Origin of the sequence: Micromonospora inyonensis (genome assembly GCF_900091415.1) — a bacterium.
GTDB classification, from domain to species: domain Bacteria; phylum Actinomycetota; class Actinomycetes; order Mycobacteriales; family Micromonosporaceae; genus Micromonospora; species Micromonospora inyonensis.
In genome coordinates this window covers 2821920-2839739 of the sequence record NZ_FMHU01000001.1, presented here as the reverse complement: position 1 = coordinate 2839739, position 17820 = coordinate 2821920, and the positions used below count along the sequence as shown (strand labels likewise).

Genomic DNA, 17820 nt, shown 5'->3' with positions numbered 1-17820 from the left:
TCCGGCGGACGCCGTAGCCCTACTCCTGCCCGATGGACGGGTCGGCGCCTGGATCGCCCTGTTGCTGGAGCTGCTCCTCAAACATGACGAACGTCTGCCGGCGGACGCCGTTAACGATCGCACGTTCTCGTGGCGTCAGGTATCGGCGCTCTCGTCGCTCCACATCTGTGATCGCCTTGACCGTCTCGTAGAGGGCGAATATCGGCCCCTCACCGTCCAGGTAGCGAGCTCGATAGCGCTCGACCTCCTGCACGAAGTCGGCAGCGGAAAGCGTCGACACCTCTCCACCCACGGCGAAGAGAATCTCCTCGATAAGATCGTCGGCGGACTCCCAACCGCCCGTATCGATCGAGACTCGCCAAGCCATCAATCCACCACCCGGCGCCTCTACCAGTTTTACTGGCGATGTGTAGTAGCGGAAGTACGAGGGCAGTCGGAGCCCTGGGACGCCATTCATGTCGCCTCCTCTCGGTAGGTCGACAATAGCGCCCCCCAGAACAGCTCCTGCTCGCGACGGAGCACTCCATCGAAGATCGCCTGCTCCATGAGCCGAAGAGGACGTCCCTCCTGCTTGGCTAGGGCCTTCAGGTCCCGCCGCACCTCGTACAGTGCATGCTCCCAAACGGCCACCTCATCCAGCGCAGCGAGGTGGAGACGAAACTCGGCGATGTGCCCGTTCGACATCTTTAGGAGCAATTGAACATCACGGTATCCGCTCCTTTGGGGACGCTCGAATCGATCATCGATGGATACGATTCGCACGTCTGATTCGTGACGTAGCCGGTCGAGCACTGAATAGAGTCGCCCCAGGGATCGAAACTCGATCTTCGCAGCCGCCAGGTCCCGTAACTGCGACACATCTCCATGGTACTTATCCACCTTGTCTTCAGCGCGACGCCGGTTTTTTGGAGCAGCACGCCAACCCGGCTTTCCGATCTGCTGGTTCCCGTCCCGGGCCAGCCGTTCTGCCAGTCCCGCCAGTTCGGCCTGGGCTTCCGCCGCCGCAACGTAGAGACCGTCGAGGTACTGTCGCCGATAAGCACTGTCTCCACGTCGGCGCTGATCAAAACCGGGCTGGTCGACATCATCGACCTGCGTCTCGACCGACGAACTGATCCGACGTTGTTCGTTGGTCAAGGGTGTCGCCTCTGGTTCCGGTGTCCCAGCCGATACAACTGCATCGGGACCGCGAGAAGATATGTCAGCCATGACCGACACCAGAACGTCGATGGCCTGCTGGTGGCTGGCGAGGTGGTGCATGGTCAGCGGACGGGCGGTGAGCGAAGCCATCAGCTCCGGCGTCGCGAGGACCATGCTGACGAGATCCGGCCGCTGCGCCAGTTGCCGGACCAGCGTCTCTGCCAACAGCGGCTCGCCCTTGGGCGGGGTCCGCCACGCCTCCTGGAGCATCTGCTGCACACGGGGTTCGGCTAACAGGCTCGTCAGGTCGTTGGTGGCCCTCTCGTCCAGGTGCGGGAAGAGTCTCCCCAGCGCGGCCCGGTCCGCAGCGACGGCCACTTCCGCAGGGCTGACGCCAGCCGAGAACACCGCATCGAGATCCCTGGCCGACGCGATGACCGTGGACGCGGGAGTGCCAGCGGCGATGCGGTCGTCACGCGCGCCGTCACGCGCCGCGCGCAGCACGTCGGGCTCCGGTTCTGGTTGCGGTGGGTCGGCGTTCGTGCCCGGCGAGCCCGGCTGCTGCCCGGGAGCTGCCGTGAACTGCGTCCGCGCCAGATGCGGTCCGGATCGTCCTGCCGTCGCCTGGTCGTTCCGAACGGACAGTGGCCGCTGCTCGCTGAAGTCGCCCACCTCGCAACCCGGCAGCGGCAGTGGCCTGCCATCGGGGCCGACCACGAGCGCATCCAGACCCGCGACGTTCCCCGGATGCGCCACACCACGGTGAAAGTACGGCGGACGGTCCGACACGGTGCCGATCTGCGGGTCGAGGTACAGCACCGTGCCGTTCTGGTTCAGGGCCACCCATGCGTGCGCCCCGCCGCCCTCCCAGGTGTTCACGAGGAAGGCGAAGCTGCCGTGGCCGCCGGTGAGCAGTTGCCGGTGCAGGTCGGCGTACCCCTGCATCACCTGCTGGCGAGCGGCGGCCGGTGCCAGGCCCTCGGTCGACGGGGTCACCCGCTGATAGACGCCGCCGGTGACCCGCTCCACCCGTCCGGGTCCACCCCACTCGCCGTCGATCGGCCGGTTGACGTCACCCTCGAAGTAGCCGTCGAAGGTACGCGGCGCGGAGACGCGGGGTCGGCCGTGCACCCACGTCTCGTACGTGGACAGGGTGCAGTCGAGGCAGTTGATCGCCCGGGTCGCGTCGGCGCTCGGTCCGCCGTCGTTGACCAGCGAGAACCATCTGCCCTTGCGGGGGTCGGCCGTCCGGGTCACGCTTCCGTCTGGCTCGCGCGGCATCTGCCGTTCCAGGTCGGTCTGGTGCAGCGCCAGCGGCGGGCGCAGCCCGCCACGTTCCCCGTACGGCCGGGTCTGGTCGCTCGGGGGTGGAACGTCGTCGCCGGTCAGCGCCGACCGGTTGCCGGTCTCGACCCCACCGACCGCCAACTCCGCCACGTCGTCGTTGATCCGCCGGAAGTGCTCCTCGGTCTCGACGAACGTGACGTCCGGCAGGACCGCGCCCTCCCGCACCTCCTCGGCGAGATCCACCTGCTGGTGGCCGAGGCGTTCCTCCTCACGCCCGCGCGTGATGAACCGGTCGGACAGGGCACGTTTCCCAGCCCGGTGCAGCTCAAAGGCCTGCCTGATGAACCAGCGCGCCTTCTCGTAGTGCGCCTCCGCCTCACTGCGAAGTTCCCGGACGAGGGTGTCCCGTCGCTGGTCCTCGAACCAGGCGCGTTGGGCCTCGTAGTAGCCGCGGTAGCGACGCCGTTCGAACGCCTCCCGATCCGCTGCCCAGGTCCTCTCGTACCACTCGCGGCTTCTGAACGGAGGCTCTGCCGGCTGCTCGGGCTCGGGTTCCGGATCGGGAGCCGGCGGGGGCGGCGATGGCGAATGGCGTGTCTTCGGAGCCAGTGCCTCCAACAGGGACAGATCGAGCACCGGCGGATCCTGCTTGGGCTGCTTGCCGGAATCGGCGTTGGCCGGGGTGGTCGCCCTGAAGCCGGTGGTCTCCGTCGGCGTCGCTGTCGACCGCCCCGGGCCCGATACCGGTGTCGTGGCCGTGTTGGTCACGGTGGCGACCGGCGGAGCGGCGCCGGAGGCCGCCACCGGGACGGACGGGACCGCCGGTGTGGGGGCCGGTGCGACGGCCGTTGGCGCGCCGATATGCACGCTGGTCGAGCCCGCGTTCGCCGGAGTCGGTGGTGGTGTGCCGGTGACGGTCGGCGTGGCCGCTGACGCCGTCCCGACCGAGCTTGCCGTGGCCGCCAGGTCCGGCGCGGGCGTAGTGACCGGGGACGCGGCCAGCACCGGATCCGCCGGGACGGACGACAGACTCGGCGACACGGCAACTGGGACGGGTGCCAGGGGCGGGCTGACGGTCGACGGCGGATTGGGGGCGATGGTTGCCGGCTCGGCCCCGACCGGCGGAACGCTCTCCGGTCGACGGACGGCCTGCCCGTCCGCCCCGACGGAACCGCTCGCCTCGGGGAACCCACCTACGTCGGCAGAGCCGCCCACCTCGATCAGGCCACTGGTGTCCCTCGGCGTGGGCGGAACCGGAGCCGGCGCGGCGTCCGTCCCGGGGGTTCTGGGTGCCGGTGCGTCCGTACTGGTGTCGCCGACGTCGGACGGCGTCCGTTGGGTAGGGATCGGCGATGGACCCGAGTCGGCAGCCGGGACGCCCGGTGTGGGTGGCGCGGTGTCGACCACGGGAACGGGTGTACCGCTCATTGCGGCCAACCGGGCGTCGAGTCGTGCCTGGAGCGCCGCGTCACTCTGGCTGACCACAGAGCCGGTGACACCGGACGCCGCAGCGCGGGCCGCGTCCTCCAAGCCGACGAATCCGCCACCGGTGGCCAGGCTGGCCGCCTGGTCGGCGACCATCTCGCCGCCGATTTCACGGCCCAGGTGCTCGGCGAACTGTCCACCCCGGCTACCCGCGTGCTTGCCCAATCCGGCGAGCGGGGCAGCGGCACCGCCGGCCAGGCCGCCGAGGGCGGAGGTGCCGAGGTCGGCCAGGTCCACGCCGTCCCGCCGGCCGGTCGAGTTCTGGTAGCCCTGGACGGCGAGGTTGACGCCACCCTCCTGGGCGGCCTCGAACAGGCCGCTCCGTATCGCGTTCCGCCCCAGCCCGCGCAGGCCATCCTTGGTGACCTGCTTCGCGGCCCGCTCGGTCGCCTCCTGCATACCCTTCTTGAGGGTCTTCCGGGCAAGCTGCGCGAGCAGCTTCTTGAAAATCTGCTGGACCACGAAACGGGTCGCGGTGATCGCGGCGGCTGCGGCCGGCGAGGCGGCACCGGCGGTGAGGACGACCGCTACGGTCATAGCGAGCAGTTCGACCACCAGGATGCCCAGCTCGATCCAGACCTCGAGCTTCGCGCCCTCGATGTCGCAGCCGCACTCCTCGACGAGGCGACCGAGGTCCGTGCTGACCGCGAGCAGCAACGGCAGGGGTGCCTCGTCGCCCTCGGCCACCTTCCGCCAGGCGGCGTCGAAGGCCTTCGCAACCGCTCCCACCGCCCCGTACCCGCTGAGCACCTCCCCCGCAGCGGTGATGGCGTCGTCGCGCGGACCGGCCAACGCGGCGGCCACGGCGTACCACTCGTCGGCGAGATCCCAGACCGCCCGCTCGTTCCCCTCCGGCCACTCGACGCCGACCACCCAGTCAAGTGCCTCGTAGACCCAGTCCGGCAGCTGCCAGGGACAGAAGTCGAGAGGGTGCGGGATCGGACTCGGCAGTACGGTCACACGGCGCTCCTGACCGATCAGGGAACATCGGGCCGAGGCTGGCTACGTACCCGGTTGAGGCGGCCGGCGTTGCCGGCATCGGTCTCGACGTTGGCGTCGACCGAGCGGACCACGTCGGCACCGAGCCCCTCGACGTGCCGGCCGACTCCCTCCCAGGCGCGCAGCAGAGTCGCCTCCAACCCCCGGTAGGTCTTCTCGAACGCGCCGCCGATGTCGTCCCGCCCCCAGGGACGCTGGGCGCTCGCCGCCGCGATCTCCGCGCCGAGGCCGTCGCGTTTCGCCCTGACCGCCCGGCCGGCGAGCGAGAGGTCCATGCCGCCGCGCCGGGCACGTGCCGGGTCGAGCCAGAGCTGCCCGTCAGTCACGCCGGCCGCCGTCGTGGCCCATGAGCGCGTCGGCTCGACGGAGCAGAGAGCCGAAGTCGCCCGAGTGGAGGAAGTCCAGCGATCCGGAGTTGGCAGGCAGATAGCCAGCGACCAGTTCCTGCATAGCGGCCGTCGCGGCGGCGGTGGCCTTCTGGACCGTAGAGGTGATCTTGCGGCTCAGCGCCTGGGCGTCGCGGGCCTGGTAGACCGACGGATGCAGTTCCACGGAGATCAGCTGCCCTCGGGCACCGACGGTGGCGGTCACCTGACCGTCGTCGGAGCGCTCCGTGATGCGCAGATCCGCCAACCGGCCCTGCAGTTCGTCCAATCCGGACCGCAACTGCTGGTACTGGCCGTGCACCTCGTCGAACCGCGCTCGCAACGCACGGTTGGCGTCCCGGTCCGTGCTTCCCGCCAATGCCGCCTCCCGTCACCTTGGGTAGGCCAGACCATACCGGTCCGTCACCGATCCGTGGGGTCGGGTAACTTCACCCCGTGATCGACCGTCAACAGGCCGAACAACTCGCCACCGTCTGGGCGCGTCGGGAGTCGCAACGCCTCGGGCACGAATGCACCCCGTTGGTCGAGGAGTTCGACCTCGGATACGTGATCTGGTATTCGGTGCCTCGTGACCTGCGGGCAATGCCGGGTGACCTACCGACCACCGTGATCGATCGGGAGACCGGAGAGGTCTCGCACTGGCCGCGAGTTCCGGCGGACGTCGTCGCGCAGACCTACCGGCAGCGTCGACCCGCCCAGCCGGTGCCCCGCACCGTCGACCCCACCGCCCAACTGCTGCGCGAACTGCACCGGTTACCCACCCCCGGGACCATGGCGCACCTCACCGTTGGCGGCCGGACCTATACCGCTCAGGGAGCGAAGGGCGACCTCACCCTGAACCACCATCCGCTGGTTCAGGGCTACCTGGACAATCTCCGCACCGGAGAGCTGGTGCGCGGTGGCGACCGGCACGCCGAGCTGGTCGTCATCTCCGACGCCCTGCACGACGTGGACCACCAGCGTGCCCTCCAGGGGGAGCGACCTCTGGACTTCCAGGAGTACCTGGCGCTGTTGAACAGCGCCCGTCTGGAGGTCTTCCGGATTCGCGAACCCGGCGACCCGGAGGGCGGACCGGCGGACGAGGTTTGTGACTCGTGCGCGACCGCTCTGTCCCGGATGCGGCTGCTCCCCTGGTACGACACCGTCTGGATCCAGGAGTGGCGTCCCGATCCCCAGCCCGCTCCCGACCCCTACCGCTTCTCACCTGAGGTCACGCACGCACTCGTCGCCGCAGGTTGGGGAAGGGACGACCTGATCGCGGAAGTCGTCCCCATCGCGATCGAGGAGACCGTCGAGATCGGCACGGCAGCCCACCGCCACCAGGCATTCCCTGCCGCCGAGGCGGCACTGGCCGACTTCCTCTCGCTGTTCTCCAAGCGCAGGGGTCCCGGCGAGCAGGTGTGGATCAGTCGTTTCACCATGAGTCCCCTGCGCGGCGCGCACAGCGCCGCCACGCTGGCGGACTTCGGGGCGGTGCTGGGCATGCGGCTCTTCCCGATCGGGGCGGAACGCCCGACGGAGAGCATCTTCGCCGTGGACGAACTCGGTCGGGTTTTCGCGCTCGACCAGGCCGGCGAGTGGTTCCTCGGCGCGGACATCGACGCCGCCCTGACCACCCTCCTCCTCGGCCGTGCCCCCGCCCGGGTGCGCGACGACGGCACCTGGTGAGCGCCCTGAGGTGGTAGCAGGGGACCCTTCCTACACAAAAAGCGGTAACAAGGGGCCCCTGCTACCACCCAACCCTGCTACCACCCAACCCCCTGCTGTCACCCCGCCTTACAGCTGCACTCCGGTGAGCACCAGCACCCTCGGCTCGGTGTAGTCGTCCATGGCGCTGCGGACGCCCTCGCGTCCCACCCCGCTGCCCTTCACCCCGCCGTACGGCATCTGGTCGGCCCGGTACGCGGGCACGTCGCCGACGATCACCCCACCGACCTCCAGCGTCCGGTGGGCGGCGAAGGCGACGTCGAGGCGATGGGTGAAGACGCCGGCCTGGAGCCCGTACACGGAGTCGTTGACGGCGGCGAACGCGGCCCGGTCGTGTTCGACCCGGGTGACCACCAGCACCGGCCCGAACACCTCCTCGGTGTTCACCCGGGCGTCCGCCGGCACCCCGGTCAGCACGGTGGGCGGGTAGGTGGTGCCGTCCCGCCGGCCGCCGACCTCGATGGTGGCCCCGGCTACGGCCGCCTCGTCCACCCACGCCTCGACCCGGGCCGCCGCGTCGGCCGAGATCAGCGGGCCGACGTCGGTGTGGTCGTCGGTGGGATCCCCCGTCCGTAGTTCCTGGACGGCGGCGACCAGTCGGGGCAGGAACGCGTCGTAGAGCCATTCGTGCACGTAGACCCGCTGCACGGCGATGCAGGACTGTCCGGCCTGGTAGTTGGCGAAGGTGGCGATCCGGTGCGCGGCGAGGGTGAGGTCCTCGTCGGTGTTCCAGTCCTCGCAGATCACCGCCGCGGCGTTGCCGCCGAGTTCCAGCGTGACGTGCTTCTCGGGGGCGGCGCGGCGGATCGCCGTACCGACCGGCCCGGAGCCGGTGAACGACACCACCGGCAGCCGGGGGTCGGCGACCAGGGCGGCGGCGCGCTCGTTGGGGAGCGGCAGCACCGAGAACATCCCCTCGGGCAGGTCGGTCTCGGCGAGGATCTCGCCGAGCAGCAGCGCGGACAGCGGCGTGGCGGGAGCCGGTTTGACGACGATCGGCGCGCCGACGGCGACCGCCGGGGCGACCTTGTGGGCGACCAGGTTGAGCGGGAAGTTGAACGGCGTGATTCCCAGCACGGGACCCCGGGGCACCCGCCGGACCAGCGCGATCCGTCCGGTGGCGGTCGGGTCGGTGTCGAGGCGTTGCATCTCCCCGCTGAGGCGCCGCGCCTCCTCGGCCGCCCAGCGGAAGGTGGAGATTGCCCGGGTGACCTCGGCGCGGGCCCACTTGACCGGCTTGCCGTTCTCGGCGGTGATCAGCCGGGCGATCTCCTCGGCCCGTTCGGCGAGCCGGCGGGAGACATGGTCGAGGGCCGCCGCGCGCACGTGCGCGGGCAGGGCCGCGGCCTCCGCGGCCACCCCGGCGGCTGCCGCGACGGCGGCTTCGACCTGCTCCGGCGTGGCGTACGTGGTACGCCCCACCGGGTGCCCGTCGTACGGGTGGTGCACGGTCAGTTCGCCCTCGCCGTGGACGGGACGACCGGCGACGAGGAAGGCACGGGGCTCCACGCCGCGAGCGTAGAGCACGACGGACGGCCGGGGCGGCGACCGCCACGACACAGCCACTCGGTATCGACATGTTGACCATGCGTCACGGCTGGTCTGATCTACCCCGAATTGCGACAGCAAACCGCCGCCACCTGGTCACAAATAGATCAACAACTTGCTCTGCATCACTGTCGATGCCATACGATCCCGGTCACTCGATCAGTCCTGATCGATCTGCGTGTCATCGGCACGCTGTCGAGCGGAAGGAACACCCCGAGGGATGACAGATTCCCCTGCCACAGGACGCTACTGGCGTCTCGCCGTGGCCGCAGCCGCCGTCACCGCCGCCGTGGCGTCCGGCACCCCGGCGTCCGCAGCTCCCGCCGAGGGGCAGATCCTGCTCGCTGGTGGCGCCACCGCCGTCGAGAACTCGTACATCGTGGTGTTCAAGGACACCACGGTCGGCAGGTCCGAGGTCGACACCCGGGCCCGCGGCCTGGCCAGCAAGCACGGCGGTGCCGTCGGCCGGACGTACTCCCACGCGCTGCGCGGCTTCGAGGCCCGGATGTCGGAGACGGCGGCCAAGCGGCTCGCCGCCGACCCGTCGGTCAGCTACGTCCAGCAGAACCACACGGTACGGATCTCCGCCACGCAGACCCCCACCCCCTCCTGGGGGCTGGACCGGGTCGACCAGCGCGCCCTACCGCTCAACAACTCGTTCACGTACGCGAACAACGGCGCTGGCGTGAAGGCGTACATCATCGACACCGGCATCCGGTTCTCGCACAGCGACTTCGGCGGTCGGGCGATCTCCGGCTTCGACTCGGTCGACGGCGGCACCGCCGACGACTGCAACGGCCACGGCACGCACGTCGCCGGAACCGTCGGCGGCACCGCGTACGGCATGGCCAAGGGCGTCACCCTGGTCGGCGTCCGGGTGCTCGACTGCCAGGGCAGCGGCACCAACGCCGGGGTCATCGCCGGCGTCGACTGGGTGACCGGGAACCACGCCGCCGGGGAGAAGGCGGTCGCCAACATGAGCCTCGGCGGTGGCTTCGACCAGGCCACCAACGACGCGGTCGCCCGGTCGATCGCCGACGGCGTCACCTACGGCCTCGCTGCCGGCAACGACTACGGCGCGAACGCCTGCAACAGCTCGCCGGCCAGCACCCCCGCCGGCATCACCGTGGGCGCGACCCAGTCCAACGACGCCCGGGCCAGCTACTCCAACATCGGCACCTGCCTGGACATCTTCGCCCCGGGCAGCTCGATCACGTCGGCGTGGCACACCAGCAACACGGCCACCAACAGCATCAGCGGCACCTCGATGGCGACCCCGCACGTGGTCGGCGCCGCCGCGCTCGTGCTCGCCGCGAACCCGACCTTCACCCCTCAGCAGGTCCGCGACAAGCTGGTCAACGACGCGACCAGCAACGTGGTGACCAGCCCGGGCACCGGCTCGCCGAACAAGCTGCTCTACGTCGGCAACGGCGGCACCACCACGCCGCCCACCGGCTGCTCGCGGACCAACGGCACCGACGTGACCATCCGCGACAACGCCACCGTGTCCAGCACCGTCACGGTCACGGGTTGCACCGGCAACGCCTCGTCGGCCAGCACGGTCGCGATCAGCATCGTGCACACCTGGATCGGCGACCTGGTCGTCAGCCTGGTCGCGCCGGACGGCAGCGTGTACACCCTGCACAACCGCACCGGCAGCTCCACCGACAACATCAACCAGACCTACACGGTGAACCTCTCCTCGGAGATCCGTAACGGCACCTGGACGCTGCGGGTACAGGACGCGGCCAGCGGGGACGTCGGCTACCTGAACAGCTGGACCCTGAACCTCTAGATGATTGATGCCTTGAAGATCGGCGGGTGTGTCACTGCCGGGTAGACGTGGTGAGGGTGTCCAAGATCGGCGTTGCTTACCCGACGTCGAGCTACTGGAGCTGTTCGTGGACGCTGATCTGGACACCCTCGTGACCGCACTCTACGTGGAGATCGACGATCTCCTCGAACGACCCTCCGGCCGGGGGCGACGCCCGCTACTCACCCCGGCCGCGCTGGTCTGCCTGGCCGTGATGCAGGTGCTGTTGCGGTTTCCGTCCGAGCGGCACTGGCTGCGGTATGCGCGTAAGCACCTGCGCGGCATGTTCCCCTACCTGCCCGGTCAAGACGGCTACAACAAGCGCATGCGCAAGGCCGGGCCGCTGCTCGCGCGGGTGATGCGTCAGCTGGCCACCCGAACGCCGTCCTGGCACGACCACCTACGGCTGATCGACTCCACCCCGCTGCCCTGCGGCACGTCGAGGGAGACCGTCAAGCGCTCCGACCTGGCCGGCGACGCCGGCTACGGCTACTGCGCCTCCCACTCCCGCTTCTTCTGGGGATTCCGGCTCTACCTGGTCTGCACCCCCGAAGGGACGCCCGTCATCTGGGGACTGGCCCACCCCAAACTCGGCGAACGCGAGGTCATGACCGCCCTGCTGGAAGCCGACCACCACCTCGTCACAGCCGGGCAGGTCCTGCTCGGCGACAAGGGCTTCGCCGGCAGGGACTTCGAGGGGTTCATCACCGAGCAACTCGGCGCCCACTTCGTCCGACCCGACCGCAAGGGCGAGCCCACCCGCTTCGGCAAGCTCGCCCGCGTCCGGCAGTGGGTCGAAGCGGTGTTCGACACCCTGAAGGGCCAACTCGACCTGGAAGCCCACGGCGGGCGGAGCCTGGCCGAGGTATTCGTCCGGGTCGCGCAACGCCTCCTGGCCCTGACCGCCGCCATCTGGCACAACTGGACCATCGAAGCGCCCGTGAAGCGGTCCCTCATCGCCTACGACCACTGAATCTTCAAGGCATCAATCATCTAGTCACCACCGCACACCCGTCGGGTGGTAGGAAGGGCGGACACCGGTGACGTCGATGGAGGCGCGGCAGGGGTTCGACCTGCCCACGATCTACGCGTGCCGTTCGACAACTCCCTCGCCGAACGGGACATCCGCATGGTCAAAGTCCGACGAAGAACCAGCGGCGGGCTACGTACCTGGACCGGAGCCCAGACGTTCTGCGCCATCCGCAGCTACCTGTCCACCGCCCGCAAACAGGGAATCAACGCTCTCGAAGCCCTCACTCGACTCCACAACGGACACGCCTGGACCCCCGGAATCCGCTGAACAGTAACTGCCTCGCCGCTGTGCGTATTCGATCCGACCATGCCCAATCCGACCGAGGTCGAGGTGTCACTTTGAGAGAACCTGTTGCCTTCACAACCCCCGCTGCCGGCAGCCTGGTTGGGTCCGGTCCGGCGACGAGGCAGGGTCGCGAGCCGGTGCGATACGAGCCCATCGCAATCATCGGTATTGGCTGCCGTTATCCCGGCGGCATCGATGATCCACGCAGCTTCTGGGAGGTGATCGCCGCGGGCACCGATGCCATCGGGGAGATTCCTCCGGACCGGTGGCGCGCGGACGCTCACTTCGATTCGGATCCCGCGACGCCGGGCCGGATGTTCGTCCGGCAGGGTGGCTTCCTACGATCGCCGGTCGACCGGTTCGACGCCGGCTTCTTCGGAATGGCACCACGTGAGGCTGCGGCGCTCGACCCGCAGCAGCGTTTACTCCTCGAAGTCACCTGGGAGGCGTTCGAGGACGCGGGACTGCCGCCAAGCTCGACGGCGGGTGCCAACGTGGGCGCGTACATCGGTGGATTCACGTTCGATGCCGCGACGCTGCAACTCGCGGACGCGAACCGGCACTTGGTCAGCACTGCTACGCCGACCGGGGTGAGCATGACCATCCTTGCGGCACGGCTGTCGTACACCTTCGACTGGCGCGGGCCCAGCCTGACCGTCGACACCGCCTGTTCCTCGTCGCTGGTAGCGCTCCACCATGCCTGCACCGCATTGGCCAGAGGCGAATGCGACCTCGCGGTGGCCGGCGGGGTGAATGTGATGGTCAACCCCGTGACCACGATCCTGATGTCCAAGGGACAGTTCCTGTCCCCGGACGGCCGCTGCAAGTCGTTCGACCATCGGGCGAACGGATACGGCCGGGCCGAGGGCGCGGGGGTCGTCGTGCTCAAACCCCTCGCCGCCGCCGAACGCGACGGCGATCGCGTCTACGCGGTCGTCCGCGGATCCGCAGTGAACCAGGACGGGCGTACCCCGGGGATCACTGTGCCGAGCGCTGAGGCGCAGCGCTCGGTGATCCGGCAGACCTGCAGGGCGGGCGGGGTCGATCCCCGCTCGATCGGCTACTTCGAGGCGCACGGCACCGGGACCGCGGTGGGGGATCCCATCGAGGCCACCGCGATCGGCGAGGTGCTCGATCTGGAGGGCTGGCGACATCCTCTGGCCGTACAGCTCGTCCAACGCGCACTGCACGATGATCGGCAGGACCTGCGACAGCCCCGTCCCGGCGTCGGCCAGGTTAACCCGCACCGGACTGCCCTCCCGGGTCAGGACGATCGACCAGAGCGGGCCGGACTCGATCTCGTCGATCCGCCAGCCCGGAACGATCAGTTGGAGATGCTCGTTGACCCGGGCGAGCAGCTCGCCGCTGCGGCGTGCCTGGTCGTCGGCAAGGAGTCCGGCGACGCCCTGCCCCTGCTCGCCGATCGCACCGGGGGTACCGAGCGGCAGCCGGTGCTGCCGCTCCGGCCGCTGCCGGTAGGAACTGAGGTAGCGGACCGGCCCGAGGGTGAGTTCGGGCGCCGGAATCGTGGCGAACTCTCGAACATCCCCGGCGGTAGGGAGCCAGCCTTTAGCGGCATCGGCACCAAGCCCTGGAAGGTCATCGGGCGTACGACGGGCTTCTGTCCGGCCACACTGAACCGGTAGTTGAAGCGGTTGAGACCCGAAGTAGCACCGGCCCAGGCGAGCGACAGGTCAAGGTCTTTGTTGCGGAGGGTCAGGTCCCGGACGAAGGCGGTCCGCAGGTCGTCCAGGTTCTGGATCGTCGCTTCGAGGCTGAATCCCTTTCGCCCGTCCACCTCGACACCGATCCCGAACCTGCCGTGCGGGCTCTGCTCGAAGATCAGATCGGCGAACCCGTCCACCGGCTGCGGATCGAGGCTGTCCAGGTCGAGCGGAGCCGTACTCGTCGTGTCGAGGCCGGTGGCGATCACCAGGGGGGCGCGGGTCAGGACGCTCTTGCCGGAGTTGTTCTTGCCGAGCACCACGGTCACCGGGGCCAGCTCGATCTCCTGCCGACCCCAGAAGCAGCGGTAGTTCTCGAGCACGATCGTGCGCAGCGGTATTCGTGAAGTCGTATCACATCAGCAACTCTCTTGTGGATGCTGATGCCCTGGCATTCGGCCTGCCCTGTCGAGATTCCGACACGGGCGGCAGGACAAGGACTCGTCGCGGGACAGGTCACAACCCGTGAAGTGTGGATCTTCGTGGCCTGTCATGCACCAGCTCACCCCTTCGTCCATGGCACGCCACATTCGGTCAGTGGCAGGGTGGATTGTCCGACCGATCAGGCTGATGGCGACGTGCGAGCGCTCTGGCAGGGTCGTTCCGGCGCTCGTTGTGGGATGAGCGCACATACCACTGTGGAGATCAGCATGAGCGTTCCGGGCTACCCCGACCAGCAGCCGCCGCACCAGGGTGGGCTGCCGCCCTCGCCGGGGTACGCGTTGGACCAGCAGCCGCCGGCACCCCCGGCGTACCCTGCTCCCCCCGGACAGCCCGCGATGGCTCAGCCGTTCCCGGGGGCCCCGATGCCCCCGCCCAAGAAGAAGTGGCTGCTCCCGACCCTGATCGGCGGGGCGGTGACGCTGGTGCTCTGCTGCGGCGGCTCGATGGTCATCGCCCTGTCCAGCGACGCCGACACCACCACCGGGGCGACGACCGCCTCCGCCCCGCCGCCCGCCACAGACGCGAAGCCGTCCTCGGCCGCCCCGGCCACGGCCAAGCCGAAGCCGACCGAGGACGGCCCGAAGACGTACAAGGTCGGCCAGCCGGTGCGCGGCGGTGACTTCCAGTTCACGGTCCACGGGGTGAAGTGCGGTATCGGCTCGGTCGGCGACTCGTTCCTGAACACCAAGGCGCAGGGCACGTTCTGCCGGGCCGACATCTCGGTGAAGAACATGACGAAGAAGGCACAGCTGTTCCACGCCGACGGGACGATCACCGCCCAGGACGGCGGCGGACGCGAGTACAGCGCCGACGGCGAGGCCGGCATCTACGGCAACAAGAGTGGCGCGGGCTTCCTCGAAGAGATCAACCCCGGCAATTCGATCCGGGCGTTCGTCTTCTTCGACGTGCCCAAGGGCACGAAGCTGACCAGCATCACTCTCGACTCCGGGCTCTTCACTCTCGCCGAGGACGCCGTTGTCACGCTCTGACCCGCCAGGCCGGAAGCCGCACCGTGATATCAAGATCCCTACCGATTGATATCATAGTGCGGTTCATCGGCTACGGAGGAGGCACCGTGTCGCGCACGATCGTCGACATCGATGATGAACTACTCGCCGAGGCGGCACGAATCCTCGGCACCAACGGCAAGAAGGCGACCGTCAACGCCGCCCTTCAAGACGTGGTGAATCGACGCAAGCGTCGGGAGTTTGCCGACTGGCTGAAGGAAGGTGGACTTCCCGATCTCACCGACCCGGCCCACGCCGAGCCGGACGCGGCGTGACCCGGACTCGTTACCTGCTGGATAAGTCCGCTCTGGCCCGCTGGCCCAAACCCACCGTGGCCCCGGTCCTGGACGAGCTTTCCGACCAGGGGTTGCTCGCGGTCTGCGGGGCGGTCGAGATCGAGGTTATTCACAGCGCCCGTACCCCGTCCGACGCCAAACGTGCCCGCTGGCTGCTGCGCGGCTTCGATTGGCTCACCATGCCCGACGAGGTCTGGGATCGGGCAATCGACATCCAGGTTCAAGCGCTCCGCAGAGGAAACCATCGCGCGCTTTCCCTGGCCGACCTCGTGATCGCCGCGACCGCCGAACGCCACGGGGCCACGGTGCTGCACTACGACGGCGACTACGACCTGATCGCCGCTATCACCAGCCAGCCCACGCGATGGGTCGTGGCCCCCGAAACCGCAGAGTAACCTGCGTCGTCATGCTGTGACCCGGTCCAGCCAGGGGTCGGCCAGCCAGACCGACTGGCTGGCCGGGGCGGTCAACGGCAACTGCACGCCGTCCAGCAGCGCCGGTTCGGCCCGCCGGGCCGCCACCCAGCAGCAGCCGCGCCGCCGGGCGGGGACGGGTCGGATCGGCCAGCTCCTGGAGCAGCCGGAGCTGACCGTAGCGGACCAGCGGCGCGGCCTCGGTGAGCAGCACCGGGCCGTCGGCGGCGGCCACCGCCGCCGACACCGCCGGTACGACGTGGTGCTGCACCAGCTCGGTCAGGCTGCGGAAGTCGGCGTCGGTCGGAGAGCCGTTGTCGGCGGCGACGATCGCCTCCCACGGGATGCCGAGCGCGCGTAGTTCGGCCAGGAGGGTCGCGGTGCCGAGGCGTTCCAGCGCCGAGCGGGCGCGGGCGGTCAGCTCGGCGGCGGCGAGCGGGGACGACCGGTTCAACCCGACCGCCGGTCGGCCTGCGGCAGCCAGGGTCGGCGCGGACTGCGGGACCTGCTGGAAGATGGCCCGCCAGGCGTCGGTCATGTCGTCAACCGTGTCGAACCGTCGGGCGGCGTCCCGGGCCAGCGCGCGGGCGAAGAACTCCACCATGCGGTCCGCCACCGCAGGGTCGAACGCCGCCGGGTCGAGGGTCACCTCGTCGCTGACCGCCGCCGGGTTGGCATTCTCCCCCCACTTCGGCAGGGTGCCGGTGGCCATCTCGTAGAGCGTCACCGCCGCCTCGGGTTGATCTGCCTCCAGCGCGGCGAATCCTCACGCATCCGGTCGCTCCCCTGCTCCCCGCGTCCTCACGCCGGCGGACTACCGGGGCGACCGGACGCTGGGCACGGACCTTGTCCGGGAACGCCCTTGGCGACCGGCGATGAGCTGGGTCACGATGGGCGGGAGGAGGTCGCCGTGGCTGACCCGTGGCTCGCCCTGGAATTCGGTGCCGATCCGGACGAACGGATCGCACAGGTCGGTGCCGCCCACGAGGCGTTCCTGACTGGTGGCACCAGCCAGCAGCAGGTACGCGACGTGGTGCACCGGTCGTGGCGGCGCTCGGCGTACGCGCTGCTCGACCCGGAGAGCACCCCGCCGGTCGAACTGACCGGCTGCGACCTGGAGAGTTACCGGGCGGCTCATCCGCTGGCCCGGGTGCTGCCGCTCTTCCGGGACCTGCTCGGCGGCATCGCCACCGATGGGGCCCACCTGATGGCGGTCTGCGACGCGTACGGACGGCTGCTCTGGGTGGAGGGGCATCCGGGGGTACTGCGGCGGGCCGAGCGGATGAACTTCGTGCCCGGCGCGCGGTGGGACGAGGCGCACGCCGGCACCAACGCGCCGGGCACCGCCCTCGCGGTCGACCACAGCGTGCAGATCTTCGCCACCGAGCACTTCAGCCGTCCGGTGCAGCCCTGGACGTGCGCCGCCGCGCCGATCCACGATCCGGCGACCGGGCGGCTGCTCGGCGCGGTGGACATCACCGGCGGCGACCACCTGGCGAACCCGCAGAGCCTGGCACTGGTCCGGGCCACCGCGCGGGCGGCCGAGGCGTGGCTGGCCGGGCCGCCGGGGCAGGGCGGGTCGGTCGAGCCGGACGCGGTCACGGTGACCGCGCTCGGTCGGGACGAGGCGGAACTGCGGGTCGCCGGGCGGCGGATCCGGCTCGGTCGCCGGCACAGCGAACTGCTGGTGCTGCTGCTCCAGCACCCCGAGGGGCGGACCGGCGAGCAGCTCGGCCTGGATCTCTACGGCGACGACCGGCTGCACCCGGTCACCCTGCGCGCCGAGTTGTCCCGGCTGCGTCGCATCCTCGGCCCCGAGCTGCTCGACTCCCGCCCGTACCGGCTGCGCCCGGTGGTGCGGGCGGACTTCCGTACCGTCGTCGAGCTGCTGGAACGCGGCGAGGTGGCGGGCGCGCTCGACGCGTACCCGGGAAGTCTGCTGCCCGCCTCGGACGCGCCGGGAGTGACGCGACTGCGCCGGCTGCTCGACGGCCAGCTCCGCGCCGCCGCGCTGGCCGGCGGCGACCCGACGCTGCTCGCGGGGTGGACCGCGACGCCCGCCGGGGCCGACGACCTGGCGGCGTGGCAGGCCCTGGCGCGGGCGCTGCCGCCGGGCACGCCGCGCCGGCCGCTCGCGGTCGCCCGGGTCCAGCAGCTCACGAGGGAGTACGGACTCAGCGGCGCAACGTCGTTGCAACGTCCCGGTAACTAGCGTGGCCGCCGTCACACCACCACCACGGACGGCGGAGGTAC

At 69.8% G+C, this 17820-nt stretch carries 15 protein-coding genes; 9 read left to right on the top strand and 6 right to left on the bottom strand.

Annotated elements, in window-relative coordinates; translation table 11 throughout:
• Positions 1–19 precede the first annotated feature (19 nt).
• The 4 genes from GA0074694_RS12845 to GA0074694_RS12830 are packed head-to-tail and all read right to left on the bottom strand — an operon-like array spanning position 20 to position 5655.
• Positions 20–457, bottom strand: a complete 438-nt coding sequence (locus GA0074694_RS12845; protein ID WP_091457515.1) for a hypothetical protein — start codon at positions 455–457, stop codon at positions 20–22.
• Positions 454–4872, bottom strand: coding sequence for a toxin glutamine deamidase domain-containing protein (locus tag GA0074694_RS12840; protein WP_091457512.1), 4419 nt, complete (start codon positions 4870–4872; stop codon positions 454–456). Before GA0074694_RS12840 ends, GA0074694_RS12845 begins: the two co-directional genes overlap by 4 nt.
• 17 nt (positions 4873–4889) lie before the next feature.
• Positions 4890–5237: a hypothetical protein gene (locus tag GA0074694_RS12835; protein WP_091457508.1), complete on the bottom strand. Its 348-nt coding sequence runs from the start codon at positions 5235–5237 to the stop codon at positions 4890–4892.
• Entirely contained in the window at positions 5230–5655 is a 426-nt protein-coding gene (locus GA0074694_RS12830; RefSeq protein WP_091457505.1) for a YbaB/EbfC family nucleoid-associated protein, read from the bottom strand. The genes GA0074694_RS12835 and GA0074694_RS12830 overlap by 8 nt, the downstream gene beginning before the upstream one ends.
• A gap of 77 nt (positions 5656–5732) precedes the next feature.
• On the opposite strand from GA0074694_RS12830, the gene GA0074694_RS12825 reads away from it, so the two are divergent.
• The gene (locus GA0074694_RS12825; RefSeq protein ID WP_091457501.1) at positions 5733–6965 is read left to right on the top strand and encodes an SUKH-3 domain-containing protein; all 1233 of its coding nucleotides are present in this window, start codon (positions 5733–5735) and stop codon (positions 6963–6965) included.
• Between the two features lie 108 nt (positions 6966–7073).
• On the opposite strand, the gene GA0074694_RS12820 is transcribed toward GA0074694_RS12825, so the two are convergent.
• A complete protein-coding gene (locus GA0074694_RS12820; RefSeq protein ID WP_091459083.1) occupies positions 7074–8513 on the bottom strand; it encodes an aldehyde dehydrogenase family protein in 1440 nt (479 codons plus the stop codon).
• Between the two features lie 259 nt (positions 8514–8772).
• On the opposite strand from GA0074694_RS12820, the gene GA0074694_RS12815 reads away from it, so the two are divergent.
• From GA0074694_RS12815 to GA0074694_RS12785, 7 genes are all read left to right on the top strand, one after another.
• Positions 8773–10347 carry a S8 family peptidase gene (locus GA0074694_RS12815; RefSeq protein WP_091457497.1) on the top strand — a complete coding sequence of 525 codons (1575 nt, stop codon included), beginning with the start codon at positions 8773–8775 and terminating at the stop codon, positions 10345–10347.
• A gap of 106 nt (positions 10348–10453) precedes the next feature.
• Positions 10454–11338, top strand: coding sequence for an IS982 family transposase (locus tag GA0074694_RS12810; RefSeq protein WP_091457494.1), 885 nt, complete (start codon positions 10454–10456; stop codon positions 11336–11338).
• A 117-nt stretch (positions 11339–11455) separates the two neighbouring features.
• Positions 11456–11665 (top strand): IS66 family transposase, encoded by a 210-nt coding sequence (locus GA0074694_RS12805; RefSeq protein ID WP_176737887.1) that lies wholly within the window; start codon positions 11456–11458, stop codon positions 11663–11665.
• Between the two features lie 155 nt (positions 11666–11820).
• Complete coding sequence (locus tag GA0074694_RS12800; RefSeq protein ID WP_218105678.1) at positions 11821–13329, top strand: beta-ketoacyl [acyl carrier protein] synthase domain-containing protein; 1509 nt, start codon at positions 11821–11823, stop codon at positions 13327–13329.
• 728 nt (positions 13330–14057) lie between these two features.
• Positions 14058–14840, top strand: a complete 783-nt coding sequence (locus tag GA0074694_RS12795) for a DUF4352 domain-containing protein (protein WP_091459082.1) — start codon at positions 14058–14060, stop codon at positions 14838–14840.
• Between the two features lie 86 nt (positions 14841–14926).
• A complete protein-coding gene (locus tag GA0074694_RS12790; protein WP_091459080.1) occupies positions 14927–15133 on the top strand; it encodes a type II toxin-antitoxin system VapB family antitoxin in 207 nt (68 codons plus the stop codon).
• On the top strand, positions 15130–15549 hold the full coding sequence (locus GA0074694_RS12785; RefSeq protein ID WP_091457487.1) for a PIN domain nuclease: 420 nt from the start codon (positions 15130–15132) through the stop codon (positions 15547–15549). Before GA0074694_RS12790 ends, GA0074694_RS12785 begins: the two co-directional genes overlap by 4 nt.
• On the opposite strand, the gene GA0074694_RS12780 is transcribed toward GA0074694_RS12785, so the two are convergent.
• Entirely contained in the window at positions 15500–16294 is a 795-nt protein-coding gene (locus GA0074694_RS12780; RefSeq protein WP_091457484.1) for a hypothetical protein, read from the bottom strand. The genes GA0074694_RS12785 and GA0074694_RS12780 overlap by 50 nt on opposite strands.
• A 183-nt stretch (positions 16295–16477) precedes the next feature.
• On the opposite strand from GA0074694_RS12780, the gene GA0074694_RS12775 reads away from it, so the two are divergent.
• Positions 16478–17779, top strand: coding sequence for a sigma-54-dependent transcriptional regulator family protein (locus GA0074694_RS12775; protein ID WP_091459078.1), 1302 nt, complete (start codon positions 16478–16480; stop codon positions 17777–17779).
• Positions 17780–17820: the final 41 nt, after the last annotated feature.